This is a genomic window from Collinsella sp. UBA1693 (assembly GCF_002320115.1).
Lineage (GTDB): Bacteria > Actinomycetota > Coriobacteriia > Coriobacteriales > Coriobacteriaceae > Collinsella > Collinsella tanakaei.
In genome coordinates this window covers 474,363-486,945 of the sequence record NZ_DCJT01000010.1, presented here as the reverse complement: position 1 = coordinate 486,945, position 12,583 = coordinate 474,363, and the positions used below count along the sequence as shown (strand labels likewise).

General features: G+C 58.6%; 15 protein-coding genes. 1 reads left to right on the top strand and 14 read right to left on the bottom strand.

The window, feature by feature from the left end; all coding sequences use genetic code 11:
• Positions 1–15 precede the first annotated feature (15 nt).
• From B3H65_RS06600 to B3H65_RS06570, 7 genes are all read right to left on the bottom strand, one after another.
• Complete coding sequence (locus B3H65_RS06600; protein ID WP_278561782.1) at positions 16–213, bottom strand: hypothetical protein; 198 nt, start codon at positions 211–213, stop codon at positions 16–18.
• Between the two features lie 2 nt (positions 214–215).
• Positions 216–1,334 (bottom strand): iron-containing alcohol dehydrogenase family protein, encoded by a 1,119-nt coding sequence (locus B3H65_RS06595; RefSeq protein WP_286684612.1) that lies wholly within the window; start codon positions 1,332–1,334, stop codon positions 216–218.
• Between the two features lie 119 nt (positions 1,335–1,453).
• Complete coding sequence (locus B3H65_RS06590) at positions 1,454–2,122, bottom strand: RpiB/LacA/LacB family sugar-phosphate isomerase (protein WP_117679455.1); 669 nt, start codon at positions 2,120–2,122, stop codon at positions 1,454–1,456.
• A gap of 6 nt (positions 2,123–2,128) precedes the next feature.
• On the bottom strand, positions 2,129–3,013 hold the full coding sequence (locus B3H65_RS06585) for a class II fructose-bisphosphate aldolase (RefSeq protein ID WP_117679456.1): 885 nt from the start codon (positions 3,011–3,013) through the stop codon (positions 2,129–2,131).
• Between the two features lie 75 nt (positions 3,014–3,088).
• Entirely contained in the window at positions 3,089–4,201 is a 1,113-nt protein-coding gene (locus tag B3H65_RS06580) for a PTS fructose transporter subunit IIC (RefSeq protein WP_117679457.1), read from the bottom strand.
• Positions 4,202–4,264: 63 nt separating this feature from the next.
• Positions 4,265–4,573, bottom strand: coding sequence for a PTS fructose transporter subunit IIB (locus tag B3H65_RS06575; protein ID WP_009140736.1), 309 nt, complete (start codon positions 4,571–4,573; stop codon positions 4,265–4,267).
• Positions 4,574–4,661: 88 nt separating this feature from the next.
• Positions 4,662–5,114 (bottom strand): PTS sugar transporter subunit IIA, encoded by a 453-nt coding sequence (locus B3H65_RS06570; RefSeq protein WP_270479918.1) that lies wholly within the window; start codon positions 5,112–5,114, stop codon positions 4,662–4,664.
• 361 nt (positions 5,115–5,475) lie between these two features.
• Between B3H65_RS06570 and B3H65_RS06565 the strand changes: the two genes are divergently transcribed.
• Entirely contained in the window at positions 5,476–6,270 is a 795-nt protein-coding gene (locus tag B3H65_RS06565; RefSeq protein WP_270479920.1) for a gluconate 5-dehydrogenase, read from the top strand.
• 162 nt (positions 6,271–6,432) lie between these two features.
• On the opposite strand, the gene B3H65_RS06560 is transcribed toward B3H65_RS06565, so the two are convergent.
• From B3H65_RS06560 to B3H65_RS06530, 7 genes are all read right to left on the bottom strand, one after another.
• Complete coding sequence (locus B3H65_RS06560; RefSeq protein WP_286684611.1) at positions 6,433–7,299, bottom strand: DeoR/GlpR family DNA-binding transcription regulator; 867 nt, start codon at positions 7,297–7,299, stop codon at positions 6,433–6,435.
• 191 nt (positions 7,300–7,490) lie between these two features.
• Positions 7,491–7,985 (bottom strand): type II toxin-antitoxin system VapC family toxin, encoded by a 495-nt coding sequence (locus B3H65_RS06555; RefSeq protein ID WP_278561784.1) that lies wholly within the window; start codon positions 7,983–7,985, stop codon positions 7,491–7,493.
• Positions 7,986–7,987: 2 nt separating this feature from the next.
• Complete coding sequence (locus B3H65_RS06550) at positions 7,988–8,392, bottom strand: type II toxin-antitoxin system RelB/DinJ family antitoxin (protein WP_286684610.1); 405 nt, start codon at positions 8,390–8,392, stop codon at positions 7,988–7,990.
• Between the two features lie 82 nt (positions 8,393–8,474).
• Complete coding sequence (locus B3H65_RS06545; protein ID WP_286684609.1) at positions 8,475–9,227, bottom strand: ABC transporter ATP-binding protein; 753 nt, start codon at positions 9,225–9,227, stop codon at positions 8,475–8,477.
• A gap of 176 nt (positions 9,228–9,403) precedes the next feature.
• Positions 9,404–10,477, bottom strand: a complete 1,074-nt coding sequence (locus B3H65_RS06540; protein WP_286684608.1) for an ABC transporter substrate-binding protein — start codon at positions 10,475–10,477, stop codon at positions 9,404–9,406.
• Between the two features lie 8 nt (positions 10,478–10,485).
• Positions 10,486–11,301 carry an ABC transporter permease gene (locus tag B3H65_RS06535; protein ID WP_286684607.1) on the bottom strand — a complete coding sequence of 272 codons (816 nt, stop codon included), beginning with the start codon at positions 11,299–11,301 and terminating at the stop codon, positions 10,486–10,488.
• A gap of 1 nt (position 11,302) precedes the next feature.
• Complete coding sequence (locus B3H65_RS06530) at positions 11,303–11,611, bottom strand: thiamine-binding protein (protein ID WP_117679466.1); 309 nt, start codon at positions 11,609–11,611, stop codon at positions 11,303–11,305.
• Positions 11,612–12,583 lie beyond the last annotated feature (972 nt).

Genomic DNA, 12,583 nt, shown 5'->3' with positions numbered 1-12,583 from the left:
CCGCCGCGCTCACGATTAGAAGGGAATGAAGACGAGGACGAGCGCGGCAGCGATGACCGCCCAAGACGCGTAGTAAATCTTGCGCTCCCCGTCGGAATACGCCGTTACGCCGGGGTTCGCCTGCTGGCGACGCGTGAACCTGACACGGGCGAGGGTTATGCCGGCCAGCCCCACGATGGCGCATGCAATCTGGATATACTCGGACAGCTGCATGGCTATTCCTCCGGAAGAACGGGAGCGGGAGATGCGGGGACGTCGCATGCTTTCGAAGCGTCTTCCAGACCAAGGATCGCCTGCCAGATAAGATCTCTGGTGACTGGATAGGGCACATGGCGGAGCTCCTGGTTGACCTCGGTGGCGGCGAGCGCCTCGTCGAAATCGTCCTCGACCGTAAGGCCCAAATCAGCCAGGCAGGTGGGAAGGCCGAGCTTGCGATAGAGCGGCATGAGGAAATCAAGCTGCTCGGAATCCTTATCCATCACGAGCTGGACCAGGACGCCATAGGAAACTACCTCGCCATGGCAATGGTCGCGCTCGATGGAGGGAATGGTGGTGAGGCCGTAGAACAACGCATGGGCGAGCGCCGAATTGTAATCAACCCCGACGAGACCGGAAACCAGACCCGTACTTACCACGATGTTGAGTGCGGCGTGCGTAAGGGCGTCCGAAACGCGATTGTTCTTGCAGTCCTCATACGCCTCAAGAGCGCAGCCGATGAGGGGGCGGTTGCACATGCATGAAATCGCCTGCCCCAGCACGGGACCGTACGAGGGGGAATCACCGCGCATGGAGAAGACCACTTCGTAATACTTGGCGATGGTATCTCCTATGCCCGCCCACAAATACATCTCGGGAGCCTCGGCGATAACCTGGGTGTCGATGAAACAATGCGCCGGCGGCTCGTGCAGCTGGACGATCTCTTTAAAGCTTCCATCTTCGTTATACATGATGGATATGCAGGAGACGGGCGAGCAGTTGGACGCGATAGTCGGGAACGTATAGAGGGGCTTTGCCAGCCTATGGGCGACGATCTTACAGGTGTCGACCGCTTTGCCGCCTCCCACTACAAAGATGGCATCCGCCTCTGCAACCTCGGGACGCGAACAGAGCTCCTCCACGCAAGAATATGCTGCCTTGCCTCCGTACCAAAACGTTCCGGTGACGCTGACATCACTTCCCTCGAGAGCGGCGGTAAGACGGTCGCTCGCGGCGGCAAGCGCCTTACGGCCTCCGATCACAGCAACGCGCGCAGCACCCACTACCTGCGGAACCGCGCGGTACGCATCGACGCCGACCGTGTAGCTCGGCAGATATTGGGTAGTGCAGTTGGACATATGCCTCAGCTCCTCAAAATAATAAAAGGCGGGAGGAGGCGTCCAAGGGGGTTAGAACGCCCCCTCCCGCGTGAGAAAAAGGGGAAACCTAGTTACTCGCGAACCATGGTTGCGAAAGGCTACTCTGCCAGCTCGCGAACGAGGGCCTCGAGCTCGGCATCCTGGCAATTGGCGTAGAAGCAATCCAGGAATGCCTTGGTCAGCGCGGTCTTGACCATCTCGGGATCAAGGGCGCGAAGGATCTCGGGAAGCGGCTTGGCGACGCGCTTCTTGACATCGTCCAGCAGACGGACGTTCTTGTTCTGGGACTCCTTGCGGTCCGCCGGGTAACCCTGGCCCTTGGGAGAGCCGAAGGCGCGGGTGAAGATGGTCTCGAGGTTGAGCTCGGCGCCCCAGCCAAAGCCCTTGGCGTACGGCAGGGAGAGGGCGTTACCATCGTTGATCTGCAGGAAGAGGTAAGCGTCGGTGGGCTCGATGCAGTAGCCGCAGACCACGCCGGGATACATGTTGCAGCTCATGAGGGCGCCCTGGCCGGTGCCGCAGCCGGTGACGACGAAGTCGACGGCGCCGGAGTTGAGCAGCAGGGCTGCCTGGATGCCGATGTGCAGGTAGGTGAGGCGAGGGTTCTCCTCGGTGTAGTCCTCGGGGCGGTCATTGGGGTTCTCGACCTGCTGCATACCGGTGTTGAAGACGGTGTGGCCCATGGGCTCGACAACCTTCTTCAGCTGGCCCAGGATGACATCGTTCTTGGAAGCCTGGGAGAACTCCTGGATGAGTGCGATCTTCATTATTCTCTACTCCTTGGAACCGGACTCGTACTCGGCGTAGGTATAGCGACCGTTCGAGCCGATGATGTGCATGTAATCCTTAACGAACTTCTTGATGGAAGCCTCGGCTGCCATCTGCAGGGCGAGGAAATCCGCCTTGGGATTCTCCTCCAAAAGGGCGAGCATGCCCTCCTTGCCTGCCTGGAACGCGTCGGTGCAGACGTTGATCTTGTTGATACCGCCGGCAACGGCTTTCTTGAGGTTCTCCTCGCCGGAGCCGGAACCGCCATGCAGGACCAGGGGCATCTTAAGAGCGTCCTTGAGCTCCTTCAGGCGATCGAAGTCGAGCTGCGGAACATAACCCTCGGGATACTTGCCGTGAGCGGTGCCGATAGCGACCGCCAGCGCATCGCAGCCGGTGCGCTCGACAAAGTCCTTGGCCTGCTCGACGTTGGTGTACATGTCGTCCGTGCGACCGTCGCCGTCGGCTGCCTGGCCAACGTGGCCGAGCTCGGCCTCGACGGAAACGCCCATGGGATGAGCCAGCGAGACGATGGTCTTGGTCTTCTGGATGTTCTCCTCATAGGGAAGGGCGGAGGCGTCGATCATGACGTTGGTGAAGCCGGCCTGAATGGCGCGGACCTCGTCCTCAAGCTTCGATCCGTGGTCGAGGTTGAGGGCGACGGGCACGGGAGCTTTCTCGGCGAGCTCCTTGACGACGGGGAGCATCTCGTCCAGATGCGCGTGCTTCGCGATCTGACCGGGGCCCATCTGGATGATGATGGGAGAGCACTCTTCGGTTGCCGCCTCGATACCGGCGCGAACCATCTCGATGTTGATCGAGTTCATCGCCATGACGCCGTAGTAATTCTCATTAGCGTCATCGAGGATGGCCTTCATGGAAACGAGCATTGTTTCTACCTCGATTTCTTGATGTTCAGTAATGGAGCCGACGATGTCGGTCGCCGGCTCCTGAGGGAATCTTGCTTAGAGGTCGATGTCGAGCTCGACGATCTCCTCTTCGACCTCTTCGGCCTCTTCGGGCTTCTTCTTGATGACGGCGTAGATAACACCGGTCACCAGGGAGCCAGCGACGAGGGCAACAACCGCCCACATGGGATTGACCATAGCCGGGAAGACGAAGATGCCGCCGTGGCCAGCCATGGACTCGACGCCCATGCCGACTGCGATGGCGCCGGCGACGGCGGAGCCGAGCATGGAAGCGGGAATGAAGCGAACGGGGTCGCCAGCTGCGAAGGGCAGAACGCCTTCGGTGATGAAGCACAGGCCCATCGGGAACGCGGTGATAGCGGTGTCGCGCTCGGTCTGGGTGAACTTATCGCGAGCGATAAGGGAGGCAACGAAAGCACCGATGGGAGGGGTCATGCCGCCGATGATCTTAGCGGACATAGGACCGTAGATACCGTCGGCACCGAGGCCGTTAGCAGCCATGGAAGCGGTCTTGTTGACCGGGCCGCCCATATCGAAGCCCATGCAGGCACCGATGACGGCGCCGATGACGGCCTTGGAACCGCCGTTGAGGGATGCGATCCACTGCTGGAACACGTCCATGATCCAAGCGAGGGGCTGAGCGAACACGCACAGGAAGAGCATGCCGCAAACAAAGGTAGCGAGGACCGGGATGATCAATACGGGCATCAGACCAGCGCCCCACTTGGGAAGCTTCCAGGTCTTCATCCAGAGAATGAAGTAGCCGATGACGAAGCCCATGAGCAGGCCGCCCAGGAAGCCGGCCTTGGACATGGTGCAGACGTAGCCGACGATGAAGCCGGGAACGATGCCGGGGCGCTCGGCGATGGAGTAGGCCATGAAGGCGCACAGGATCGCAACCGCGAAGTTCATCGCGTAGGAGCTGAGCATGTTGACGCCCCACCAGAAGCCGCCCCAGGTGAAGGGCTCCATACCGGTAAAGGGCGTGGGCCAGCTACCGGCAACCTCGGCATAATAGTTGCCGATCTCCCAGCCGCCAAAACCCTTTGCGAGAGCTCCGAGGATACCGCCGGCAACGACCATGGGGATCATGTAGGAGATACCCGTCATGATGGTCTTCATCACGCCGACCTTCTTGATCTGAGACATGGAACTCCCTCCTTTCTTACTTAGCCATATGGCAATTCAACACGGAATACCTGAGAGAGCCGTTTACTTGCCGAGCTTCTTCTCGATGGTGGCGATCAGGCTCTTGGGATTCTTCATAGCGGTGCTGATGGGGATATCAACAACCTTCTTGTCCTTGAAACGAGCCTGGTCAACGGCGATGTCGTGGGCGATGATCACGACGTCGGCAGCTGCAATCTCCTCATCGGTGAGGATATTGTCCGCACCGATGGTGCCCTGGGTCTCGATTTTGCACTCGTGACCAGCGGCCTCAGCGGCGTCCTGAATCTTCTGGGCTACGATGTAGGTGTGCGCGATTCCTGCAGTGCAAGCGGTAACTCCAACGATCTTCATTACTTCCTCCTTCTAGTTGCTCTCCTTATGGACGCGACGCGTCCCCCCGATTTCCAACGCGCATCTCTGCGCATTCCTCGGCGCCTCTTTACGCCGTAAGAATCTCGATAACCTCAGCAGGGGTCTTTGCTGCCTGCAGGGCCTCGACAAGGCTGTCCTTGCCGATCTTGCCGGCAAGCTCAGCCAGCAGGCGCATGTGGTTCTGGGCAAAGCCCTCGTCATCGGACACGCAGAACAGGAAGAACAGGTTCACCGGCTGCTCGTCGTAGCTCTCCCACTCCACGTAGTGCTCGGAACGACCGACGGCGATGGTGATCTTCTTGACCGCGCTGCTCTTGCCATGGGGAATAGCGATGTGGTTGCCCGCTCCGGTAATGCCAGCAGCCTCACGGACATAGATATCCTTCACGAACTGATCGATATCGGTGATGTAGCCCGCGTCGAACAGATGCTGAGAGAGCTCGTGAAGAATCTCGTCCTTGGTGGTGCCTTTGAGGTCGAGGTCGATGATGTCCTCACTCAGAATCTCGCGCAAATCCATTGAACGCTCCTCTTCTGGATTGGGGTTGCAAGGCCCCTTGTTCGTCTTGACAGCCCTATTTGTACAACAGGGATATCGCAAAAAACGTTCACCCTCGGCGAACGTATCGGTTTCGTACGTAAACGGTATTCAGTTGTCAATTTGGAGCAATCTATCGACCTTGACCAAGTAAGCGTGTACTATTGTTTTTGCAGGTAGATGGCATATTTTATGTCGTTTGTGCCACTATAGCGAAGGTAATTAGCTCTTCTGATTTCTTTCGTTATTAGTGAAGTTTCCGCAAGATTCGATTATTACTACATATTTTGTTTTCGATTTCTTACGGATAGGAATGTGGGACAGAAAGAGAGAGGTTTTCATGATGGTTCAGTATGATCTCGAAGGCAAAGTCGCCCTTGTCACCGGCGCTTCCCATGGCATCGGCTTTGCCATGGCAAGGGCCCTGGGCGAAGCCGGCGCAAGCGTCGCCTTCTGCTGCAGAACGGAAGAAAGGCGCGACGCCGCGGTCGCCCAATATAAAGAGTGCGGCCTCGATGTAAAAGGCTACGTATGCGATGTAACCGATGAGGACCAGGTCTCCACCATGATCTCTGCCATCGAGAACGACCTTGGAGGCGTCGACATCCTGGTCAACAACGCCGCCGTCATCAAGCGCGTTCCCATGCACGAGATGGACGCGGCCGATTTCCGCAAGATCATCGATACGGACCTCACGTCGGCGTTCATCGTCTCCAAGGCGGTGCTCCCCCACATGATGGAGCAACGTTCCGGCAAGATCATCAACCTTTGCTCCATGATGAGCGAGTTCGGTCGCGAGACCGTGTCCGCATACGCCTCCGCAAAGGGCGGCATCAAGATGCTGACGCGCAACATTGCATCCGAATACGGCCAGTACAACATCCAGTGCAACGGCATCGGGCCGGGCTATATCGCAACCGCCCAAACCGCCCCGCTCATCGAGCGCCTTCCGGACGGCTCCAGGAACCCCTTTGACCAGTTCATCATGTCCAAGACGCCAGCAGACCGCTGGGGCACTCCCGAGGATCTCATGGGACCCACCCTCTTCCTCGCCAGCTCCGCGTCCGACTTTGTGAACGGCCACATCCTCTACGTCGACGGCGGCATCGTCGCCTACCTGGGACGCCAGCCCAAATAGGCCCACAACCCAACAAACAGGGCGCATCGGTGAGCAATCCCGCGCACCGATGCGCCCTTTTATTTTGGCTCCGCTAAAACTACCACGCCACCCACCCAAAGCGCGACGTCGCCCCTATCGCTTCCGGGAATGGCGCTTTATATCGTCCACTCGCCAAAGGGGCTACATGACCCTGCCGACATGCCCGTCGACCTGTCGCCCTATGGCAAACGATTCGCTCGAATCCGTCCTTACGGACTCGCGGGCGGACCTCTCCGGCTTTGCCTCGATAAGGCGGGCATGCGCGCCGTTATCGGCTATCGCCCTCGCCAGCACCCCATCGGGATCGTAATCCGTGATGATGGTATCGAAATCGTTGACCGTCGCGAACTGGATAAAGCTGGGCGGCCGCACCTTCGATGCATCCATGATCATGAATCGCTCTTTCGCACGGCGAATTATCAGACGCTTGACGTCTGCGTTGCCCGTGAACTCCGTGGTAAAGCCGTACTCTTCATGAAATGAATCGGTCGCGACAAACGCCTTATCCAGGTGCAGGCGCCCGAGAATCTCATTGGTAATGGAACCGGTCATATAGCGATGGTTTTTACGCAGCGCGCCCCCCAACAGCAACACGTCTGCATGGGGCAGGTTCGAATCGGCGAACGTCGCGATGGATAGGTCGCTGGTTACGATCGTGATGTTTCGTTTCTCGTACAACGCGTTGACAAATTCGAAGGTCGTTGTCCCCGTATCGATGAGAAGGGAGTCGCCGTTGGATACAAACTCCGCCGCCTTCTCGGCAACGATTCGCTTCGCCTCCACGTTGACGTTCATGCGCTGGTCGGGATAGGAGACGGTGATGGTGCGCGAAATAGAGACCGCCCCGCCATGGGTGCGCCTGAGCTTTCCGCCCTTCTCTAATTTGTCCAAGTCGTTGCGGGCCGTAACCTCGGATACCCCGAATCGCTCGCAGATGTCCGCCACCTGGATGGAAGAGCGCCTATTCACTTCCTCCACAATCATCGCGCGACGTTCATCGATCGTCACGCGGCGTCCGTTATCCGAAGTTGACTGCCACATATCCTTAGCCCCGCACATCTCGCGCTCCCGGGCGCAGCGAGGCCCGAGGTGCATCTGTCACTTTCGCCCCACAGTATAACGAGGAAGGCAAAAAGAAAGCCTTCGCTATCGGCGAACGAAGACAAGTCGGAACGTGGACGCCCCGCTAGCGAGCAACCCTATTCCAGCGTATCGAGATACTTCAATGCGTCTTCTACGGAAAGCGCGCTTACGGGGGCATGACGAAGCAAGCCCTCATCATTTGTTACAAGCAACGTCGCTCCCAGCCGAATAGATGCAGCAATAATCAAATTGTCCTCGTAATCTGGATGCAGACGCTTCTGTTTCTCGGCAATCCAGACATCTCTTCCATCGCATCCAACCGCAGTCGCAATCTCCGACATGTTGCGAACACAGCCCCATGCCATCTCGCGAGCTACGGCTGCCAAATCCTCGGATGAGCGTTCTTGATTAACAGTGCGGAGCACCCCCTTGTACGCCCTTCCAATAAGATAAAACACATCCTTGCTGCTAGGTACGGTATACACCAGCTCAGCTCCATGCTCAAGAGCATTATTAATCAGCTCGAACGCCGCCTTTGAGCCGGTTCGGCTCGCGTCATAATAATCCATCCAGACATTAGTATCTATTAGAAGAGAAATCTGATGAGACATGGTTACACCATCGCTTTAAAGAACATAGCCCCGTCACCGTACTTCTCTTGATAAGCTAGCTCTTTGAGATCATCAAATGACAGCTCTGGAACAGAAGAGTCGATGGGATTCAACCCGGAGGCGCGTATAACATCCTCCATGATATGAGGACCTTGCGCCGCCAGCTTCAGCTTCCTTGCCTTTTCTTTATCATGAGCAGCTACGGAGACTTCCTCCTCGTGAGGGAACAAAGCAGCGCGCAGCCGCTCGGGCTCGTCCTTATGATTTGCCGCAAGTTCCCACAAAGCCCTAACCGCCTGCGAAGGTGACAACCCTATGCTAGTGAATACAGCATCACCCGCTCGCTTTAAATCAGAATCAATCCTTACATTAAGCTGCGAAGATGCCGTCGCCTTGGCCGTCGCCATTGCAATCCTCCTCACTTCATAGCTAGCTTGCTATTATTAGTGTATAGCACGCATAGCAGATAAAATCAAGGCGAGGCTTCTATTACCCCAGCAGGTCGAGGACGCGGCGCTTGTGGTCGAGGAAGGCGGGCGTGAGCAAGAACGAGGCGCGCTGCGAACGCTCGCACGCGATGGGCTCGCAGCCTGCGATACGGGCGGGCTCGCCGCGTTGCGGGGCGCCGCGCATGACGTAGATGACGTCGGCGAGCTTGACTGCCTCGTCTATGTCATGGGTCACCACCAGCGCCGTGGTGCCGCAGGTATCGGCCACGTCGAGGAACCACTCGTGCATGTCCGCCTTGGTGAACGCATCGAGCGCGGAGAAGGGCTCGTCCAGGAGCATGAATTCGCGCGAGAACAGGTAGCTGCGAAGCAGCGCGGCGCGCTGGCGCATGCCGCCGGAAAGCTCGGCGGGCCAGCGATCCTGGGTGCCCTCCAGGCCAAATAGACCAAGCAGCTCGCGCGCTTTATCGCGGGCGGAATCACGCGGCTCGCCTTTGAGCACCAGGGGAAGCGAGACGTTGTCCAGAATCGTTTTATGGGGCAGCAACAGATCTTTTTGCAGCATGTAAGCAAGACGCCCGGACTGCCCAGTGATGTCATGCCCGTCCAGAAGCACGCGACCGGCCCAGGGGCGGGAGAGACCAGCGATTACATGGAACAGCGTGGTCTTGCCGCAACCGGACGGCCCCAGCAGGCAGGCAACCTGGCCGGATTCCACATGCAAGTTGATGGCGTCCAAAACCTTGATGTCACCAAAGCCCTGGGAAACGTCCTCGATATCCAGACTCGCCATGCGTTACTCCCCCGCCCCTTCTCGTCCAAAATAATAGGTGCCGTCTGAGAAAAACGACGGCACCCGATAACCGCCAGCCACGGACTGCCGACGACGCACCGCGTGCCGCAGGCATCGCGTGCCGCACGCCCCGCTTGTCGCGGGCGCCAGTCACCGCGGACGAGCCGCAATAGGCGCTAAGCGCTGATAAAGTCCGTGGTCATGCCAGCGCCCGGCTCGATTGCGGACGCAAAACCCTGGTCAGAGACCCAGGAGAAGAAATCGTCCCAGCGCTGCTGGTCCATCTGGCCCCACATGGAAGCGTCTGCTTGATACTGATCCGCCAGGTAATTCTGCGATGCGTGGACCAGCTCGCTCTCAAGCTCGGGAGCAGCCTTGAGCAGGATCTCGGCGGCGCCGTCGGGGTCCTTGATGCAGTCCTCGTAGCCGGCGCGCGTGGCATCCATAAACGCCTTAACCGTGTCGGGGTCGCTCTTTATGAGATCGTTGTTGGCGATGATGACCGGCGTGTAGAAATCGAAGACGGGGTCGATGTCTGCGAACGCGAAGTAATTGGTGTCCAAACCCGCGAGCTTGCACTTCTCGCCCGCCCACGCCCAGTAGATCCAGATGCTGTCGACCTGGTTGGTGGAAAGCGCGGTCACCTCGTCGGTCACGGTCGAGGGGACCATCTGCACGCGGCTATAGTCGCCTCCGTCCGCCTCGACGCAACGCTGGATGACGCCCTGCTCGATAGGCATCTCCCAGGTAGCGTAGGTATGGTCCATCATCTTGGCAGGGCTGGTGATGCCCTTGTCCTTCATGCTGATGATGCCCGAGGTGTTGTGTTGGATGATAGCGGCGATCGCGGTGACCGGCATGGCGGCGTCGCCGGACACGTAGGAGGCCATGGTGTCCTGGAAGCTCACGCCAAACTGCGCGTCGCCGGCCGCCACCAGCGGATCCGCACCGTTTTCCGGCGCCTGAAGGATCTCGACCTCAAGCCCGGCATCCTTGTAGTAGCCCTTCTCTTGAGCGACGTACAGGCCGGTATGATTGGTATTGGGCGTCCAGTCCAACGCAAAGGTCACCTTGGTGAGGCCGCCTTGGGTTTTGCCAGAGCCCGCGGAACCCTCCGGAGCGCTAGCGTTGCCACCCGCGCAACCCGTCAGGGCCGCAGCGCCGGCGAGGCCCAGCCCCGCCAGGCCCGTGCGCACAAGGCCGCGACGGCTGATGGCGGTCTGCATATTGAACATGTTGTTGGAACGCATGATGAATCCTATTCTCCCTGGTTATCCTTGACGCGCTCCCAGGGCATTGCGATGCGGCGGACGACCTCGACGGCCCACATGAGCACCAAGCTCAAGGCCGAGATGAGGAAGATCACCGCGAACATCTTGTCGAACGAATACGCCTTGCGGACGCGGGTCATGTACACGCCCAAGCCGGAAAAACCTCCCAGCCATTCGGCAATGACCGCGCCCACGATGGCATAGGCGGCGGAGATCTTGAGACCACTGAAGAACTGCGGCAGGGCAGCCGGAATCTTTACATGGCGCATGATCTGCCAGCGCGACGCCCCCATGGAGCGCATAAGGTCTATCTCGTCCGGATCAACCGATTTGAATCCGCCCAGAAGCCCCACCGTGATGGGAAAGAAGGTGGCCACCACAATGAGCACCACCTTGGGCAGCATGCCATAGCCAAACCAAAGCACCAGCAGCGGAGCGATGGCGACCGTAGGAATGGTCTGCGTAAGCACCACCAACGGGTAGAACGCACGGTAGAGCACCTCGAAACGGTCCATGGCGACCGCCGCCGCAGCGCCCAGCGCAATACCCGCGGCAAGACCGATACCCGCCTCCGCCAACGTGGTCACGGCATGGCCCGCCAGTAAGGGCCAATCCCCCACCAGTGCGCGCAGCACGGCAACGGGGCTGGGCAGCAGATAGGGAGGCATGATACCGGCCGAGCACACCGCCTGCCAGGCGGCCAACAAAGCGACCAGCGTCACGGGTGCAGCGGCAGATAGCCAGCGGCTACGCGAAGCAGGGTTCCTGCGAGCTGATTCGGCCGTCTTGGACGAGCATGACATGCTAGTTCTCGTCCAAATGATACTTGGTAATCTTCTCCTCAGTGGTGAGGACGCCCTTCTCGGGGGCAAAGAAGATCTTGACATAGGTCGCTACTTCGGGCGCGCCGGCTGCGACCACAATGCGATTGACCCCGGCTACCACCTTCATGCAATGGTCGTACTCGCCCTGGATAGTGGTCTCGAACGGACCCACGTAGGCATCTGGGAACTCCGACTGGATGTAGGCGATCGCTTCATCGACGATGCGGACGACCTCTTCGGTGCTCTCCACGAATTGGGGCAGTACCTGAATGGCAACGCTTGCCTCCACTGCTCCTCCCTTCCGGGCCAAGAAAAAGGCCCCTCGTTTTCCGTAGGGGCCTTGCAGTTGCAAAAGCAAGGCTGTTGGTTCCCTACGCCGGCATTATCCGGATCAGGTTGCGGGTCGAGCATCGCGGGCATGCTCCTCTCAGCCGGGCCATCGTCCCAGCTCCCCATGTACGCGGTCGAGTATAGCACTCGCACCGCCGCTCGTATTGCGCGAAAGGTCGTAGAAGCAACGTCGACACCGCGCCTCAGGAAGATGGCATGAAGCGGCACAAGGCCAAGCATCTTAGTGCGTGCATGAGGCGTAAAGTTTTCGCAGGATTTCTTATTACTCTATTCACGTTTTATGCAATCAATGCAAACCAGCCAAGTCGTCTCGAATCGGTATGGTCACTGAGTGCCACGAGGCGGGTACGGGCTCGCCTAAAAAAGCTCGATACGCACAAGCGGACCCTCCGCAAAGCTGTGACAGAGCGCTACCGGATAAAAGAACCGCTCAATAGATGTAACTTATCAAACGGTTCTATTGATTCTGTCACCATTCGCAGAAGCGTAAGAATCAGGCACGCAGGCCGCGCATCGACGCAAACCCTGCTCAACCGCTATGCATAGAGAAAAAATCCCGCCTGAAACGTTTCAATTGCCATCCCAATCGGTCACGGTTAAAACCAGCGAATCAACCCGCGATGAATGGCCGTTCCCACGCCAAGAGCAACCGCCGTGAGAACGCAGAGAAGAAGCAGGTAGAGCGTAATCGCAGTAGTCATCGCAACCTCCCGTCTACGGGCCCGGCACCCACCGAGCTTTGCCACCATCTTTAGAATGGCACTCGATTATCAGGCAAAAGTAAGCGATGCATCAGCGCTTGCACCAGCGCACGCCACAGAGGCCCCAGACATGTACCGCCCGGCGACAATCTTCATGCGCCCTTCCTCGCGGCACCCGACCAATAGCCGCAAAAGAGGGCATCGCCATC